Below are 17,130 nucleotides of genomic sequence, written 5' to 3' on the forward strand. Positions count from 1 at the left end.
CGAGCATGATCAGGCCGCGATGAACTCGTTCCACTTGCGGACCATGTAGTCGTTCTCGTCCATCACGGCGTTCCAGCACACCACCGCGCCCATGCGGTCGTCATAGGAGCCGCCATCGCGCACCGCGCCGGCCTTTTCGAGCACGGTGCCGTCCGGCGCCTTGATGTCGGTCTGAGCCGGCTTGCCTTCCATCCAGTAGCCCCATTCGTCCGCGCTCATATTGGCCTTGGCGGTCGAGAGCACCGCGGAGTAGTAGCCCTGGCGGTTGAGATAGGCGCCAGCCCAGCCGGACAGATACCAGTTGACGAACTCGTAGGCCCAGTCGAGCTTCGGCCCGCCGGCAACGGCCTTCGAGACGCAGAAGCCGGACGCCCAGGAGCGGTAGCCTTCCTTGAGCGGCTGGAAGATGCAGGGGATGCCCATCGAACGCACCTTGGTCACCGCCGGCGACCACATCGACTGGATCACGGTCTCGCCCGAGGCCATCAGGTTGACGGACTCGTTGAAGTCCTTCCAGAAGGCGCGGAACTGGCCGGCCTTCTTGGCTTCGGTCAGGACTTTCATCGTGAGGTCGATCTCGGCCCGGGTCATGTTGCCCTTGTCGCCATATTTGTATTGGCCGGTGGCTTCGACCACCAGCGCGGCATCCATGATGCCGATCGAGGGGATGTTGAGGATCGAGGCCTTGCCCTTGAATTCGGGATTGAGCAGCTCGGCCCAGGAGTTGATCGGACGCTTGATCAGGTCGGGGCGGATGCCGAGCGTGTCGGCATTATAGACGGTCGGGATCAGCGTGATGTACTCGGTCGGCGTCGCCGAGAAGGTCTTCGAATTCGCTCCATCGAGATAGAGCACCTTCCACGGTGCTGTACCCTGGCCGCCGATCTTCTTGCCATTCGGCAATTCACCCTTGGTGAACACGGGCGTGATGTTGTCGAATTCCTTGATCTTCTTGGCGTCGAGCGGAAAGATGTTGCCGGACGGGACCAGCTTCTTCAGCGAGAAGTATTCGGTGTCGAGCACGTCGAACGAGTTCGGCTGGGTGATGACGCGCTTGGTCACGTCGTCGGTCGTCGCCGTGATGTATTCGATCTTGATGCCGGTGTCGGCGAGGCACTTCTTCGAGATCTCGTCGCCCTCATTCACGGCGGTGCCGAGATAGCGCAGCACCTTGGCGTCCGCGGCGTGAACGTAAGGGGCGCCGAGCAGGGTGCCCGAACCGGCGGCGAGGCCGGCGACGCCGGCTGCGCCCTTGAGCAACGTGCGGCGGCTGATGGTCTTCTTCTTGGTCCGATCGGTCATGGTCATCTCCATGGGGGATTATCAAGCGACAAGTTCAGGTGATGTGACGGTGGCGGGATCGCGCGGCGGCGTCAGCGGATCGGCGAGCGCGGGATTCCAGGTCGCGACCACGCGCTCGCCGATGTTGTAAGTCGTGCCGTCGAACTGATCATCGGTGAGCTGGGCGGAGATCTCGCGACCGCCGTCGGCGACGATGGCGACGAGCACATATGTGCCCTGATATTCGATCTTGCTGATCGTGCCCGCGACCTGCGGCCCGTCGATCGGCTGTCCCGGCTTTCTCAGGAGAATACGGTCGATCCGCACCGCATAGCTGGTGTCGCCGAGCGCAATCACATTGTGCCCGCCGATGAACTTCGCGGCGAATTCGGTGCGCGGATGGTTGAAGATCTCGCGCGGGCTGCCCTGCTGCTCGATCCGGCCGCCATTCATCAGCACCACGAGGTCGGACAGCGCCATCGCCTCGTCCTGGCCGTGGGTGACGTGGATGAAGGTCAGCCCCAGCTCGCGCTGCAGCCGCTTCAGCTCGGCGCGCATGCGCAGGCGCAGGAAAGGGTCCAACGCCGACAGCGGTTCGTCCAGCAGCAGCACCTGCGGCGAGGTGATCAGCGCCCGTGCCAGCGCGACGCGCTGCTGCTGGCCGCCGGAGAGCTGGGCGGGCAGCCGCGCCTCATAAGTCTGCATGTCGACGAGCTCGAGCAGCTTGCGCGCCTCAGCATGGCGCTCGGCCTTGGCCACGCCTTTCATCTTCAAGGCGAAGGCGACATTGTCGATCACCGATAGATGCGGAAACAGCGCATAGGATTGGAACATCATCGCGGTGCCGCGCCCTGCCGGCGGCAGATCGGTGACGTTCTTCGCGCCGACGATGATATCGCCTGCGGATACCGATTCATGGCCGGCGATCATCCGCAAGGTCGAGGTCTTGCCGCAGCCGGAGGGTCCGAGCAGGCAGCAGTAGGAGCCCGCTTGTATCCTCAGGTCGATCGCGTCGACGGCGGTGACGTGGCCGTACATTTTCGTCACCTTGACCAGTTCCAAGCTCGCGCCTGCCGCCATCCGTATTCCGCCCCTGTGATGGTGAGGCTGGAGGCGCGGCCGGCGATTCCTTGGCCACCGCGCTCCAACCGGCAAATATCTGCAACGGATATGCCAGCTGCCGCAGTGGAGGTGCTGGCGTGCCCCTCATGCACTCAGATCGGTCGTGTCCGCCAATAAGGTCCGGGGCAGCTCGTGAGGCTGCAGTTGCGCAAACCCGGCGCCCGTGCCGATCGTCAGCCCCGAGCAAAATTGACGCTGCCTTAATTCTAGGCAGTTTTCCTCATTTGAGGCAAACCTTTGCTGGCCTGCATGCAGGACGGTGCGTCAGGCGCTTCACCGCCTGCGTCGACATCATCGGCTGTCTTGCACCGCAGCGCGCGAAACTCCGTTCGCCTCACTCGTGGACGTGCGGTGCCGGCAGCGTCAGGCCGAAGGTCTTGACGAGGTCCGCCACCTGCTGCGGCGACAGATGGCGCGGGTTCAGTCCGCGCAGCAGCAGATAGAGTTTTGCGGTCTCCTCCAGCTCTTCCATCGCGAACACGGCGGCTTCCAGCGTGTCGCCGGAGACGACCGGCCCGTGATTGGCGAGCAGCACCGAGGCATATTGCCCGGCCAGGCCCTTGATCGCATCGGCCACCGCGGGATCGCCCGGCCGGTAATAGGGCAGGAGCGCGGTCTGGCCGCAGCGCATCAGATAATAAGGTGTCATCGGCGGTAGTGCCGCACACGGATCGATCTCGGGCAGCATCGTGAGCGCCACCGAATGGGTTGAATGCAGATGCACCACCGCGCGCGCTGCATCGCGGGTCTGATAGAGCGCGCTGTGCAGTGGCACTTCCTTGGTCGGCGCATCGCCGGATACGAGCTTGCCGTCGGCATCGAGCCGCGACAGCCGGGCCGGATCGAGAAAGCCGAGCGAGGCATTGGTCGGCGTCACCAGCCAGCCGCCATCATCGAGCCTCACGCTGATATTGCCCGACGATCCCGGCGTCAGCCCGCGCTCGAACAGCGAACGGCCGAAGCGGCAAATGGCCTCGCGTATCTCGGTATCGCCCATGCGTCTCCCTCATACCCTTTGTCTCACGCTTTGGCAGCGCGGCCAAGCCGTGATACCGAAAGGTGAGCCGGGGCAACCGGACGTGATCAGGAAACGCCTTAAGGATTTGCCGTATGTCATCGCCATCTCAAACGAAAGTCGCCGTGATCGGGCTCGGCTCGATGGGCTTTGGCATGGCCACCTCGCTGCGGCGCAAAGGCTTCGATGTGACCGGTTGCGACGTGTCGGCGGATGCGGTCGCGCGCTTCGTGGCCGAGGGCGGCAAGGGCGCGAAGACGCCGGCCGAAGCGGCTGAAGGTGCCGAGATCGTGGTCAGCGTCGTCGTCAATGCCGCGCAGACCGAGGCGATCCTGTTTCGTCCCAAAGGCGTCGCGGAGACGCTGCCCAAGGACGCCGTGTTCATCTCCTCCGCAACCATGGACCCCGAGGTCGCGCGCCGGCTTGCGCAGCAGCTCGAGGCCACGGGACGGCACTATCTCGATGCGCCGATCTCTGGCGGCGCGCAGCGCGCCGCTCAGGGCGAGCTGACCATTCTCGCCTCCGGCAGCGCGGCCGCCTTCGCCAAGGCGCGGCCGGCATTGGATGCGATGGCCGCAAAACTCTATGAGCTCGGCGATGCGCCGGGGCAGGGTGCCGCGTTTAAAATGATCAATCAATTGCTCGCCGGTGTGCATATCGCCGCGGCCTGCGAGGCCATCGCCTTCGCCGCCAAGCAAGGGCTCGACATCAGGAAGGTGTATGAGGTGATCACGGCCTCCGCCGGCAATTCCTGGATGTTCGAGAACCGCATGCCGCATGTGCTCGACGGCGACTATGCGCCGCGCAGCGCGGTCGAGATCTTCGTCAAGGATCTCGGTATCATCCAGGACATGGCGCGATCGGCGCGCTTCCCGGTGCCGGTCTCGGCTGCGGCCTTGCAGATGTTTTTGATGACGTCGGCCGCCGGCATGGGCCGCGACGATGATGCCTCGGTGGCGCGGATGTATGCGCAGGTCACCGGCACCAAGCTGCCGGGTGCCAAATAACGAGTGCCAAGTAAGCAGCAGGTCGAGTTCCATGCCCCGTTTCGCCGCTAACCTCACCATGATGTTCACCGAACATCCGTTCCTCGACCGCTTCGCGGCGGCCGCGAACGCCGGCTTCACCGCGGTGGAATTCCTGTTTCCCTATGCTCATCCCGCCGAGGACGTCGGCCGGCGGTTGCGCGACAACGGCCTGACGCAGGCGCTGTTCAACCTGCCGCCGGGCGACTGGGACGCCGGCGAGAAGGGCTTTGCGGCGCTGCCGGACCGCTTCGACGACCTCAAGGCGAGCCTGGAGACCGCGTTGCCCTATGCACAGGCGACCGGCGTCAAGCGCGTGCATCTGATGGCCGGGATCGCCAGCCGCGGCGACGCCAAGGCGGTCGAAGCCTTCTACAAATCAGTGGCCTGGGCGGCTGAGTTCTTCAGCCCCCACGGGCTCGACGTGGTGATCGAGCCGATCAATTCGCGCAACGTGCCCGGCTATTTCCTCAACGACTTCACCTTTGCGCGCGACCTGATCCGCGAGCTGAAGATTTCGAACCTGAAGCTGCAGTTCGACATCTATCACTGCCAGATCATCCATGGCGACGTGACGATGCGGCTGCGCGAGATGATGGACATCATCGGCCATGTCCAGATCGCCAGCATTCCGTCGCGCCACGAGCCCGATGATGAGGAGCTGAACTATCCGTTCCTGTTCGCTGAGCTCGACCGGCTCGGCTATGCCGGCTTTGTCGGCTGCGAATACAATCCGCGCGGGCGGACGGAGGAGGGCCTCGGCTGGTTCGCGCCGTATAAAGGAGTGAGGCCGTGACCATCAAACTCGGCTGCATCGCCGACGACTATACCGGCGCCTCCGACCTCGCCAACACGCTGACGCGTGCAGGGCTTCGCACCGTGCAGACCATCGGCGTGCCCGCCGACAATCTTGCGCTGCCCGAGGTCGATGCCGTCGTGGTCTCGCTCAAGAGCCGCTCGATCGAGGCTCATCTTGCGGTGGCCCGCTCGCGCGAGGCCGAGCGGTGGCTGCGCGGCCGCGGTGCCGATCACGTGCTGTTCAAGATCTGCTCCACCTTCGATTCCACCGACGCCGGCAATATCGGTCCGGTGATGGATGCGCTGCGGGCGGATTGCGGCGAGACAATCTTGCTGGTGACGCCGGCTTTCCCCGAAACCGGGCGCACCGTCTACCAGGGCCATCTGTTCGTAGGCCATGTGCCGCTGAACGAGAGCCCGTTGAAGGACCATCCGCTCAACCCGATGCACGACGCCAATCTGGTGCGGGTGTTGTCGCGTCAGAGTCGCACCAAGATCGGGCTGGTCGATCTCGCCACGGTGGTGCGCGGGCCGGAGGCGGTGCGCGACCGCCTGGCCGAGCTTGCCGGCCAGGGCGTCGGTGCCGCCATCATCGATGCGGTGTTCGATGCAGATCTCACGACGGTCGGCACCGTGGCGTTGACCCATCGCGTCTCGGTCGGCGCCTCCGGCATCGGGCTGGGGCTGGCGCGGGCGCTGGTCGAATCCGGTGGTGCGAACACGGGGACCGCCGATGCCGCAGATGGCGCGCCGGTCGGCGGACCGGCCGCGTGCCTGGCCGGCAGCTGCTCCCAGGCGACGCTTGGGCAGATCGCGCATGCCGAAAAGATCATGCCGGTGCTCCGCCTCGATCCCGAGCAGCTTGTCGCCGGCAAGGACGAAGTGCATCGCGCGCTCGCCTGGGCGGGGGAGTGCCTCGGTGATGGCCCGGTGCTGATTGCCTCGAGCGCGGCGCCTGACCAGGTCGCGGCAGTGCAGGCGCGCCATGGTCGCGACGCGGCGGGACATGCGATCGAACAGGCCATGGCCGATATCGCCGAGGGCCTCGTGCAGACCGGCGTGCGTCGGCTCGTCGTCGCCGGCGGTGAGACCTCCGGCGCCGTGGTCGATCGCCTGAAGATCCCCGCCTTCCTGGTCGGACCCGAAATCGCGCCCGGCGTGCCGGTGCTGCGCACCGTCGGAACGACGTCAGAGATGCTGCTCGCACTCAAGTCCGGCAATTTCGGCGGCCCGCACTTCTTCTTGGATGCGCTCGGGCTGATGCGGTAGCCCTTTGGGCCTGCGGGCGGCCGGTTTCGACGCCAAATGTCAGCGCGGGTCTTGCGGATCTGAGAAACTGGAGATTCCGGGTTGAGCCCTGACGGGCCGCTCCGGAAAGACGGCGCTCGTGGTGGAGAAAGATTAACGGCCTCCCGTCCGCTTAATTCGATTTAAATTGTTTTGGCTTTCCGTAGGACTACGGGGCGATTCTTGATTCACGTTTCAATTCTTGTGGTCGGAAACGTCTTGAACCGTCGGGTCGGACGTGTCGGCCACCGACGGCTGCTGCCTGCGCACCCAGCTTGAAAGTGAAGAGATATCGCCATGTTTGCCCAATATTCGATCCGTGCGAAGATCGTCACGGTCGTCGCCTTCCTGCTGCTTGCGGTGACCGGCACCGGACTGTTTGCCGTGAACAATATGCGCGCGATCAACGCGGCCACGGTCGATGTCGCGACCAACTGGCTGCCGAGCGTTCGCGTCCTTGGCGAGCTGCAGCAGGGCGTGGTCATGAACCGCAATATTGTGCGCGCTCATCTCCTGGCCGAGCAGCTGGAGGACAAGCTCAAGGTCGAGAAGGCGCTGAACGCGAATTTTGAGGAGATCGCCCGGACCATCCAGGCCTATCAGCCGCTGATCACCTCGCCGGAAGAGCGCGCGCTGTACAATGACTGGTCGCGGATCTGGGAGGACTATAAGCAGGGCGTGCAAGAGGTGCTGGCGCTGTCGCGCAAGGAGTCCGGCCAGGTCCCGCACGAGGCGAGCGAGCTCAACAGCAAGAAGGTCAACCGCCTGCTCACGGACGCTGATGTCATCCTCAAGCGGGACATCGAGCTGAACAACAAGGGGGCCGACAAGGCCTACAAGGATTCGGCTGACAACTATACGTCGACCCTGACGTGGGTCGCGGTCATCCTGGTCATGACCCTGATCGTCGGCATCGCGCTCAGCGTCTACCTGGTGCGGGACGTGTCCGCCGGCATTGCCTCGATCGTGAGCCCGATGCAGTCGCTCAGCGACGGCGATCTGTCGGCGGAGGTGCCGCACCGCGGCGAGAAGACCGAGATCGGCACGATGGCCGATGCCTTGCAGCTGTTCAAGGAAGCGCTGATCGCGAAGAAGGCCGCCGACGCAGCCGCAGCGCGTGACGCCGAAGACAAGATCGCGCGTGGCCACCGGGTCGACGACATCACCCGCAACTTCGAAGCGATGATCAGCGAGATCGTCAACACGGTGTCGTCGGCATCCTCCCAGCTCGAGAGCTCGGCCGGAACGCTGACGTCGACCGCGGAGCGGTCGAAGCAGCTCGCCACCGCGGTCTCCGCCGCATCGGAAGAGGCCACCACCAATGTGCAGTCGGTGGCGTCGGCCACCGAACAGATGGCGTCCTCGGTCACCGAGATCAGCCGCCAGGTGCAGGAGTCCGCGCGCATGGCCGGCGAAGCGGTCGGGCAGGCCCGGACCACCACAGGCCGGGTCAGCGAACTGTCGAAGGCCGCGACCCGCATCGGCGATGTCGTCGAGCTGATCAACACCATCGCCGGCCAGACCAATCTGTTGGCGCTGAACGCCACCATCGAGGCGGCGCGCGCCGGCGATGCCGGCCGCGGCTTTGCCGTGGTGGCATCCGAGGTGAAAGCGCTGGCCGAGCAGACCGCAAAGGCAACCGGCGAGATCGGCCAGCAGATCTCCGGCATTCAGGCCGCGACCCAGGAATCCGTGAACGCGATCCGGGACATCTCCTCCACGATCGAGAAGCTCTCGGAGATCTCGTCCACGATTGCTGCTGCTGTCGAGGAGCAGGGCGCGGCAACCCAGGAAATCTCGCGCAACGTTCAGCAGGCCGCGCAGGGCACGCAACAGGTGTCGTCCAACATCAGCGACGTCGAGCGCGGCGCCGCCGAGACCGGCTCGGCGTCGAGCCAGGTGTTCTCGGCCGCGCAAGCCTTGTCGGTCGAAAGCCAGCGGCTGCGGGTCGAGGTCGGCAAGTTCTTGGGTTCGGTTCGCGCCGCTTAGCCCGGCGGATTTGCCACCAAATTTCTGTCTCGCACGGAGGGAGCTTGGCTCGACGCCACAGCTCCCTCCGAGCTTTATGCGGGCACTGAGCTCGCACCGATCAGACTCAATCTCTGCGGGTATTCCGTAGTTGTACGGTGCGACAAGTTAACTCGGATTAAGCGTGCAGTGCGGTCTGATCGGGACGGAAGATTCTGTCCGCGCGCCCTCCGCACAGTTGCGGCGCGCCGTTGCAACGCCGCAAGCCGAAGAGATTTGCCCATGCTCGCCTCGATGTCGATCCGCGCCAAGATCATTACGGCCGTGGCGTTCCTGCTCGTTGTCATGACCGGCGTGGGCCTGCTCGCCCTGAAGAACATGCGGTCGATCAATGCCAATACGGTCGACATCACGACCAATTGGCTGCCAAGCGTGCGCGTGCTCGGTGAGCTGCGCGCCAATGCCATCACCTACCGCAACGTGGTCCGCGAGCACATGCTCGCCGAGACGCAGGACGAAAAGATCGCGCAGGAAAAGACCGCAGCGACCGTCAACGAGATGATCGCCAAGTCCCGGCAGAGCTACGAGCCGATGATCACGACGGCGGAGGAGCGGTCCATGTATACCGAATGGGCCCGGCTCTGGGGCGACTACCTCAAAGGCACCGAGCAGGTCATGGCGCTATCGCGTAAGGAGGCCGGGAAGATCGCACACGAGGCGCATGAGCTGAACCAGCAGACGGTCAACAAGATCGGGCTGCAGGCCGACGAGATCTTGAAGAAGGATATCGACGTCAACAATACGGGGGCGGACAAGGCCTCCACCGATGCTGCGGACACCTATTCGTCTTCCTTCATGCTGCTGGTCGTGATCATCGGCATTGCGGCAGTCGCAGGCATCGCGGTCGGCCTCTATATGGTGCAGGACGTCTCGAAGGGGATCGCGTCGATCGTGACGCCGATGCAGGCGCTGGGCCAGGGTGATCTTGCGGCCGAAGTGCCGCATCGCGGCGAGAAGACCGAAATGGGCGCGATGGCGGACGCGCTGCAGATCTTCAAGGACGCGTTGATTGCCAAGAAGGCCGCGGACGAGGCGGCGGCGCGCGACGCCGAAGCCAAGATCGAACGCGGCCGGCGCGTCGACGGCATCACGCGCGAATTCGAGGCGATGATCGGCGAGATCGTCAGCACGGTCTCCGCCGCGTCGACGCAGCTGGAGGCCTCCGCCGGCAAGCTGACCTCGACGGCCAACCGCTCTCAGCAGCTCGCCACCACCGTGGCCGCGGCTTCCGAAGAGGCGTCCGCCAATGTCCAGTCGGTTGCGACTGCGACCGAGGAGATGGCCTCCTCGGTCAACGAGATCAGCCGCCAGGTGCAGGAATCGGCGCGGATGGCGAGCGAGGCCGTGGGCCAGGCGCGCAGCACCACCGATCGCGTCAGCGAGCTGTCGCGGGCGGCGACGCGGATCGGCGATGTCGTCGAGCTCATCAACACCATCGCAGGCCAAACTAATCTGTTGGCGCTGAACGCCACCATCGAAGCGGCGCGTGCCGGCGAAGCCGGCCGCGGCTTCGCCGTCGTCGCCACCGAAGTGAAGGCGCTCGCCGAGCAGACCGCGAAGGCGACCGGCGAGATCGGACAGCAGATCTCCGGCATCCAGGCGGCCACGCATGAATCCGTCAGTGCGATCCGGGATATCTCCTCGACGATCGAGAAGCTGTCGGAGATCGCCTCGACCATCGCCGCCGCCGTCGAAGAGCAGGGCGCTGCCACCCAGGAAATTTCGCGCAACGTGCAGCAGGCTGCCCGCGGCACCCAGGACGTCTCGTCCAACATCACCGACGTGCAGCGCGGCGCGACCGAGACCGGATCAGCATCGTCGCAGGTGTTGTCGGCCGCCCAGACCCTGTCCGGCGACAGCACCCGTCTGCGCCAGGAGGTCAGCAAATTCCTGACCTCGGTGCGGGCGGCTTAGAACGGCGTCGGTCCGACAAGGGACCGCTATCCAATGGTTTCAAGGGAGCCCGGCGGCAGCCGCGGCTCCCTTCGCATTTAAATTTGTATTTGAACATGAGTTGTAGTTGCGGCTGCGTCGGCATGCGGCATCTGATCGATCCGTGATTTCCCGGCGCGGCAATTTAACGCGATACTAGCCAGCCTGTTAAATTCTTAGCCGCTCGCCGCCGAAAAAGACGGCACATGATTCGCGGTCCTGGCGATGCACGCATTTGTGCGGTTGCCGGCTGTGACTATCTTTCGAGGTCCTCAGAATGCGCAAAAATTTTCCCGTCACCACCGTCGAATATCCCGTCACTGACGAAACTCTTATCGTCTCGCAGACCGACGCCAAGGGAAAGCTCACGTTCTTCAACGACGACTTCATCGCGGCCGCCGGCTTTGCGCCGGCGGAACTGATGGGCCAGCCGCATAACATCATCCGCCATCCGGACATGCCGCCGGAGGCGTTCGAAAATCTCTGGAGCACGCTCAAGACCGGCAAGCCCTGGGTCGGCGCGGTGAAGAACCGGCGCAAGAACGGCGACTTCTATTGGGTGCTGGCGACGGCCTCGCCGATCCGGCAGAACGGGCAGGTGACGGGCTACACCTCGGTTCGCACCAAGCTGCCTGCCGACCAGCGCGCCGAGGCCGAACAGGTCTACGCGGCGATCCGCGAGAAGCGCTCGCACAACTACAAGATCGCGGCCGGCGTGATCCGTCGCCGCTCGATCTTCGATGTTTTCGAGATGTTCACGCGCACGCTCAACGCGCGCCTTCTGACGCTGCTTGCCGTGCAGACGGCGCTTATGCTCGCGATCGCGGGCAGCGCTCTGTTGGGTCCTGCGGGCGCCGTGGTACCGACGCTGGCACTGTTCGGCGCCGCCTTCGCCGGTTTGCTGGTGATGCAACTGCTCCAGGCGATCGGTGCGCCACTGCAGCATGTCAACGAGACGATGGGCAACATCGTGCAGGGCAAGCTTGATACCCGCATCAGGATCGAACGCGACGACGAAATCGGCGAGGTGCTGCGCAATCTGCAGAGTGTGCAGACCGTCGTCCGCTTCAGCAAGGAGGAGCTGAAGGCCTCCGAGCACCGCGCTGCTGTGCAGCGCCGCACCGAAATGACCAAATTGGCCGACACGTTCGAAAGCGCGGTCGGCGAGATCGTCGAGACCGTTTCCTCGGCCTCGACCGAACTGGAAGCATCGGCCACGACGCTGTCGTCGACCGCCGACCGCGGGCAGGAGCTGGCGAGCGTGGTCGCGTCGGCCTCCGAGGAGGCGTCCACCAATGTCCAGTCGGTGGCCTCCGCCAGCGAGGAGATGGCGTCCTCGATCCAGGAGATCGGCCGGCGCGTGCAGGAATCCGCCAAGATGGCAGGCGAGGCAGTTCATCAGGCCCGCGCCACCAACGATCGCGTCGGCGAGTTGTCGAAGGCTGCGACCCGCATCGGCGATGTCGTCGAGCTGATCAACACCATCGCCGGCCAGACCAACCTCTTGGCGCTGAATGCCACGATCGAGGCGGCGCGTGCCGGCGAAGCCGGACGCGGCTTCGCCGTGGTGGCCTCCGAGGTCAAGGCGCTCGCGGAGCAGACGGCGAAGGCGACCGGCGAGATCGGCCAGCAGATTTCGAGCATCCAGGCCGCAACGCAGGAATCGGTCAGCGCCATCCAGGCGATCAGCGTCACCATCGAGCGGCTGTCGGAAATCTCGTCGGCGATTGCGGCCGCGGTGGAGCAGCAGGGCGCGGCGACCCAGGAGATTTCCCGCAGCGTCCAGCAGGCGGCGATCGGCACCCAGGAGGTCTCCTCCAACATCACCGACGTCCAGCACGGCGCCACCGAAACGGGCTCGGCCTCGGTGCAGGTGCTGAGCGCCGCCAAATCCCTGTCCGACGAGAGCAACCGTCTCAAGCTGGAAGTGGACAAATTCCTGCATTCAGTGCGCGCCGCCTAAGGCCCGCATCGGCGGTCGCCCGCGAGCTTCTGGCTTCCGGTGACGGCGTTTCGGCATGGCTGCCCTTCGCGCAGCCATGCCGAAGCTCGTTGCAGGCCTTCGCGGGCGCCGGTCATGCAGAAGTGAGAGGGGAGCATTCCGCTGCCCTCTTTTCTATTTTGCTGCAGTTGCGCTAGATCAATGCGAATGCTTCCAAATGGGGTCCGCGCAGGTGTGGCCCGGAAAAGCTTGATCGATGATCGCACTGGTCCGCATCGCCCTGAGCCGGCCGTACACCTTTGTCGTGCTCGCGCTCCTCCTCCTGATCGTCGGGCCGCTGGCGGCGCTGCGTACCCCGACCGACATCTTTCCGGACATTCGCATTCCCGTAATCGGCGTGGTCTGGCAGTACACCGGCCTGCCGCCGGACCAGATGTCCGGCCGCATCACCACGCCGTTCCAGCGGGCGCTGACCACGACCGTCAACGACATCGAGCATATCGTCGCCAATTCCTATAACGGCTTCGGCATCATCAAGATCTTCTTCCAGCCGGGCGTCGATATCCGCACCGCGAACGCCCAGGTCACCGCGATCTCGCAGACGCTGCTGAAGCAGATGCCGCCGGGCGCGACGCCGCCTTTGATCTTAAACTACAGCGCCTCTACCGTACCGATCATCCAGGTGGCGCTGTCCGGCGAGGGGCTGACCGAGCAGAACCTCGCCGATATCGGCATCAACCAGCTGCGCACGCCGCTGGTCACGGTTCCCGGTGCGGCAATTCCGTATCCATTCGGCGGCAAGCAGCGCCAGGTGCAGATCGACCTCGATCCGATCGCGCTGCAGGCCCGCGCCCTGTCGGGCCAGGACGTCGCCAATGCGCTCGCCGCGCAAAACCTGATCACCCCGGTCGGCACCCAGAAGATCGGCGAGTTCGAGTACAACATCCAGCTCAACAACTCGCCTTTGAAGCTGGAGGATCTCGGCAACCTGCCGATCAAGGCCGTGAACGGGGCCATGGTCTATATCCGCGACGTCGCCAGCGTCCGCGACGGCAACCCGCCGCAGACCAACATCGTCCATGTGAACGGCAGCCGCTCGGTGCTGATGATGGTGCTGAAGGCCGGCGCCACCTCGACGCTCGACATCATCTCCGGCATCAAGCAGAAGGTGATCGACGTTCGCGATCAATTGCCCGACGCCTTGCGGATCGGCTTCATCGGCGACCAGTCGGTGTTCGTACGCTCCGCCATCTCGGGCGTTGCCTTCGAGGGCGTGATCGCCGCGCTGCTGACCAGCGTGATGATCCTGTTGTTCCTCGGCAGCTGGCGCTCGACCGTCATCATCGCGGTCTCGATCCCGCTGTCGGTGCTCGGCGCCATCATCATGCTGGCTGCGATCGGCGAGACGCTCAACATCATGACGCTCGGCGGGCTCGCGCTCGCGGTCGGCATCCTCGTCGACGACGCCACGGTGACGATCGAGAACATCAACTGGCACCTGGAGCAGGGCAAGGCTGTCGAGCCCGCGATCATGGACGGCGCCAACCAGATCGTGACACCGGCCTTCGTCTCGCTGCTCTGCATCTGCATCGTGTTCGTGCCGATGTTCTTCCTGACCGGTGTCGCCCGCTTCCTGTTCGTGCCGATGGCGGAAGCGGTGATGTTCGCGATGGTCTGGTCGTTCATCCTGTCGCGCACTTTGGTGCCGACCATGGCGAAATATCTCTTGAAGCCGCATGTCGCCCATAGCGAGCATGGGCCGGCGCCGACGCGCAATCCGTTCGCGCTGTTTCAGCGCGGCTTCGAGGCGCGGTTCGAGCGCATCCGTTCCGGCTATCGCGGGCTGTTGACACTGGCGATGCAGGGCCGCGCCCTGTTCCTGCTCGGCTTTCTCGGCTTCGTCGGCCTCTCATTCCTTCTGGTACCCTATCTCGGCCGCAACTTCTTCCCGTCGGTGGACGCCGGCGCGATCCTGATGCATGTGCGCACCCAGGTCGGCACCCGCATCGAGGAGAGCGCCAACCAGTTCGCCGACGTGCAGAAGGCAATCCGCAGGATCGTCCCGCCATCGGAGATCGAGACGCTCGCCGACAATATCGGCATGCCGATCTCCGGCATCAACATGACCTATAACAACACCGGCGTGATCGGCGCCCAGGACGGCGACATCCAGATCAAGCTGAAGGAGGGGCATCGCCCGACCGAGGAGTATGTCCAGGCGCTGCGCGAGCAGTTGCCGCGGCAGTTTCCCGGCATGAGCTTCGCGTTCCTCCCCGCGGACATCGTCAGCCAAATCCTCAATTTCGGCGCGCCGGCGCCGATCGATTTGCAGGTGCGCGGTGCCAATGTTGCGGCGAACTTCGCCTATGCCAACAAGCTGCTCGCCCGCATCAGACACATCCCGGGCATTGCGGACGCGCGTATCCAGCAATCGCCGAGCAATCCGACCTTCAACATCGATGTCGACCGCACCCGCGCGCAATATGTCGGCCTGACCGAGCGCGACGTCACCAACAGTCTCGTGGTCAACCTTGCCGGCTCCTCGCAGGTCGCGCCGACCTATTATCTCAATCCCGACAATGGCGTGTCCTACTCGATCGTGATGCAGACGCCGCAATTTGCGATCGACTCCTTGAGCAAGCTGGAGACCTTGCCGATCTCTGCGACCAATTCGCCGTCGGCGCCGATCCTGGGCGGCATCGCTGACATCAAGCGCTCGACCTCGAGCGCGGTGGTCTCGCAATACGACATCCAGTCGATGGTGCAGATCTACGCCACCACGCAGGGCCGCGACCTCGGCGCGGTCAGCAACGACGTGCGCGCCGTGATCGCCGACACCGCCAAGGAGGTGCCGAAGGGCTCCTCGGTAGTGCTGCTGGGCCAGGTGCAGACCATGAACAGCGCCTTCTCGGGGCTCCTGTTTGGCCTGCTCGGCGCGGTCGTGCTGATCTATCTCTTGATCGTCGTCAACTTCCAGTCCTGGTCCGATCCGTTCGTGATCATCACCGCGCTGCCGGCGGCGCTCGCCGGCATCGTCTGGATGCTGTTCGTCAGCCACACCACGCTGTCAGTGCCGGCGCTGACCGGGGCCATCATGTGCATGGGCGTCGCCACCGCGAACAGCGTGCTGGTGATCAGCTTCGCCCGCGAGCGCTACGAGGAGCTCGGCGATCCCGTGGCCGCCGCGATCGAGGCCGGCTTCGTCCGCTTCCGCCCGGTGCTGATGACGGCGCTCGCCATGATCATCGGCATGACGCCGATGGCGCTGGCGCTGGGCGAGGGCGGCGAGCAGAATGCGCCGCTCGGCCGCGCCGTGGTCGGCGGATTGATTTTCGCGACGTTCGCGACGTTGATGTTCGTTCCCGTCGTGTTCAGTTTGGTGCATAAGAAGCAGGCCGGCAAAGACGCCGCCGCATTGGAGACAGCGCATGTCCACTGAAACGCACGAGCCGGTCTCGCGCTTGAAGTTCGGCCTGTTCGCGCTGGTGGCGGGCGCCGGCCTGGTGTTTGCCGTGGTCACCGGCATCCGCGCCCGCGAGGACAGCGATGCCAAGCTGAAGGAATGGACCGACGACCAGGCGGTCCCGACGGTGGCGGTGACCAACCCCGATGCGAAGGTGCTGAACAATACGATCGATCTGCCGGGCCGGCTGGAAGCCTATTATCGTGCGCCGATCTTCGCCCGCGTCAGCGGCTATCTGAAGAGCTGGAGCGCCGATATCGGCACGCCGGTCAAGGCCGGGCAGGTGATCGCCGAGATCGAGGCGCCCGACCTCGATCAGCAGCTGTTGCAGGCGCGCGCCGACCTGACCAGCGCGCAGGCCTCAGCCGTGCTGTCGGAAGCGACATTGAACCGGCGCAAGACCCTGCTGGCCTCGAACTTCGTGTCGATGCAGGAGATCGACGAGCGCACCGCCGACCTCGACAACAAGAAGGCGGCGGTGAAGTCGGGTCAGGCCAATGTCGAGCGGCTGGAGGTGCTGGCCGGCTACAAGAAGATCACGGCTCCCTTCGGTGGCGTCGTCACGGCGCGCGATACCGATGTCGGCGCGCTGATCAATGCCGGTGGCGGCTCGACGCCGATGTTCGTGATCTCGGATATCAAGAAGCTGCGCGTCTATGTCAACGTGCCGCAGAACTACGTGCCGGCGGTGAAGATCGGCGCCAAGGCCACGATATCGGTGCCGGAATATCCGACGCGGAGCTTCGAGGCGACGGTGGAAGCCTCGGCCCAGGCCGTCGACGTCGCCTCCGGCACCACGCGGATGCAGCTCGGCCTCGATAATGCCAAGGGCGAGCTGATGCCAGGCGGCTATGCCAGCGTGAAGCTGAACCTGCAGCGCGACACCGTGCCGCTCTACATTCCCGCGAGCGCGCTGATGTTCGATCAGAACGGCCTGCGCGTGGCCACCGTCGGCGCGGACGACAAAGTGAAGTTCAAGACTGTGACGATCGCGCGCGACCTCGGCCGCAACATCGAGCTCGGCTCCGGGCTCACGGTGGACGACCGCGTCATCGTCGCGCCGCCTGATGGTCTGGCCGATGGCGATCCGGTCCACATCGCCGGACCCAAGAAGGACGCCAAGCCCGAGAAGGTCTCGGCCGCGCAGGACGGCAAGGGCTGATAGTAAAAGCTGACGTCGAGCCAGGCTCCGGCGTTGCCTCGTCTGGCGCGTTGTCGCCAGCGCAACGAGTGCGCT

Annotated in this window: 11 protein-coding genes; 8 read left to right on the forward strand and 3 right to left on the reverse strand. The window is 64.7% G+C overall.

Annotation, left to right across the window (positions count from 1 at the left end; genetic code table 11):
• Nucleotides 1-9: 9 nt before the first annotated feature.
• The 3 genes from ACQR1W_RS18930 to otnC all read right to left on the reverse strand — a co-directional run bounded on the left by ACQR1W_RS18930 (nucleotide 10) and on the right by otnC (nucleotide 3,400).
• On the reverse strand, nucleotides 10-1,302 hold the full coding sequence (locus ACQR1W_RS18930) for an ABC transporter substrate-binding protein (RefSeq protein WP_434852204.1): 1,293 nt from the start codon (nucleotides 1,300-1,302) through the stop codon (nucleotides 10-12).
• Nucleotides 1,303-1,323: 21 nt separating this feature from the next.
• Entirely contained in the window at nucleotides 1,324-2,361 is a 1,038-nt protein-coding gene (locus ACQR1W_RS18935) for an ABC transporter ATP-binding protein (protein ID WP_434852205.1), read from the reverse strand.
• Between the two features lie 376 nt (nucleotides 2,362-2,737).
• Nucleotides 2,738-3,400, reverse strand: a complete 663-nt coding sequence (gene otnC / locus ACQR1W_RS18940; protein WP_434852206.1) for a 3-oxo-tetronate 4-phosphate decarboxylase — start codon at nucleotides 3,398-3,400, stop codon at nucleotides 2,738-2,740.
• A gap of 113 nt (nucleotides 3,401-3,513) precedes the next feature.
• Here otnC and ltnD point away from each other — a divergent pair, with 113 nt between their 5' ends.
• The 8 genes from ltnD (at nucleotide 3,514) to ACQR1W_RS18980 (ending at nucleotide 17,055) form a co-directional block, all read left to right on the forward strand.
• Nucleotides 3,514-4,425 carry an L-threonate dehydrogenase gene (ltnD, locus tag ACQR1W_RS18945; protein WP_434852207.1) on the forward strand — a complete coding sequence of 304 codons (912 nt, stop codon included), beginning with the start codon at nucleotides 3,514-3,516 and terminating at the stop codon, nucleotides 4,423-4,425.
• A gap of 31 nt (nucleotides 4,426-4,456) precedes the next feature.
• Nucleotides 4,457-5,239 carry a 2-oxo-tetronate isomerase gene (otnI, locus tag ACQR1W_RS18950; protein WP_434852208.1) on the forward strand — a complete coding sequence of 261 codons (783 nt, stop codon included), beginning with the start codon at nucleotides 4,457-4,459 and terminating at the stop codon, nucleotides 5,237-5,239.
• A complete protein-coding gene (otnK, locus tag ACQR1W_RS18955; protein ID WP_434852209.1) occupies nucleotides 5,236-6,510 on the forward strand; it encodes a 3-oxo-tetronate kinase in 1,275 nt (424 codons plus the stop codon). Before otnI ends, otnK begins: the two co-directional genes overlap by 4 nt.
• 315 nt (nucleotides 6,511-6,825) lie before the next feature.
• Nucleotides 6,826-8,517: a methyl-accepting chemotaxis protein gene (locus tag ACQR1W_RS18960; protein WP_434852210.1), complete on the forward strand. Its 1,692-nt coding sequence runs from the start codon at nucleotides 6,826-6,828 to the stop codon at nucleotides 8,515-8,517.
• Nucleotides 8,518-8,778: 261 nt separating this feature from the next.
• Entirely contained in the window at nucleotides 8,779-10,470 is a 1,692-nt protein-coding gene (locus ACQR1W_RS18965) for a methyl-accepting chemotaxis protein (RefSeq protein ID WP_434852211.1), read from the forward strand.
• 295 nt (nucleotides 10,471-10,765) lie between these two features.
• Nucleotides 10,766-12,451 carry a methyl-accepting chemotaxis protein gene (locus tag ACQR1W_RS18970; protein WP_434852212.1) on the forward strand — a complete coding sequence of 562 codons (1,686 nt, stop codon included), beginning with the start codon at nucleotides 10,766-10,768 and terminating at the stop codon, nucleotides 12,449-12,451.
• A gap of 235 nt (nucleotides 12,452-12,686) precedes the next feature.
• A complete protein-coding gene (locus tag ACQR1W_RS18975; RefSeq protein ID WP_434852213.1) occupies nucleotides 12,687-15,869 on the forward strand; it encodes an efflux RND transporter permease subunit in 3,183 nt (1,060 codons plus the stop codon).
• Entirely contained in the window at nucleotides 15,859-17,055 is a 1,197-nt protein-coding gene (locus tag ACQR1W_RS18980) for an efflux RND transporter periplasmic adaptor subunit (protein ID WP_434852214.1), read from the forward strand. Before ACQR1W_RS18975 ends, ACQR1W_RS18980 begins: the two co-directional genes overlap by 11 nt.
• Nucleotides 17,056-17,130: the final 75 nt, after the last annotated feature.

Source organism: Bradyrhizobium sp. HKCCYLS1011, from assembly GCF_051167795.1.
In the GTDB taxonomy this organism is placed as follows: Bacteria; Pseudomonadota; Alphaproteobacteria; order Rhizobiales; family Xanthobacteraceae; genus Bradyrhizobium.

What these genes read in the sequence shown, in the direction of transcription:
- otnC (WP_434852206.1), bottom strand. Translation starts at nt 3,400, where the DNA reads ATGGGCGATACCGAGATACGCGAGGCCATTTGCCGCTTCGGCCGTTCG.
- ACQR1W_RS18930 (WP_434852204.1), bottom strand. Translation starts at nt 1,302, where the DNA reads ATGACCGATCGGACCAAGAAGAAGACCATCAGCCGCCGCACGTTGCTC.
- ACQR1W_RS18935 (WP_434852205.1), bottom strand. Translation starts at nt 2,361, where the DNA reads ATGGCGGCAGGCGCGAGCTTGGAACTGGTCAAGGTGACGAAAATGTAC.
- ACQR1W_RS18965 (WP_434852211.1), top strand. Translation starts at nt 8,779, where the DNA reads ATGCTCGCCTCGATGTCGATCCGCGCCAAGATCATTACGGCCGTGGCG.
- ltnD (WP_434852207.1), top strand. Translation starts at nt 3,514, where the DNA reads ATGTCATCGCCATCTCAAACGAAAGTCGCCGTGATCGGGCTCGGCTCG.
- ACQR1W_RS18960 (WP_434852210.1), top strand. Translation starts at nt 6,826, where the DNA reads ATGTTTGCCCAATATTCGATCCGTGCGAAGATCGTCACGGTCGTCGCC.
- ACQR1W_RS18975 (WP_434852213.1), top strand. Translation starts at nt 12,687, where the DNA reads ATGATCGCACTGGTCCGCATCGCCCTGAGCCGGCCGTACACCTTTGTC.
- otnI (WP_434852208.1), top strand. Translation starts at nt 4,457, where the DNA reads ATGCCCCGTTTCGCCGCTAACCTCACCATGATGTTCACCGAACATCCG.
- ACQR1W_RS18970 (WP_434852212.1), top strand. Translation starts at nt 10,766, where the DNA reads ATGCGCAAAAATTTTCCCGTCACCACCGTCGAATATCCCGTCACTGAC.
- ACQR1W_RS18980 (WP_434852214.1), top strand. Translation starts at nt 15,859, where the DNA reads ATGTCCACTGAAACGCACGAGCCGGTCTCGCGCTTGAAGTTCGGCCTG.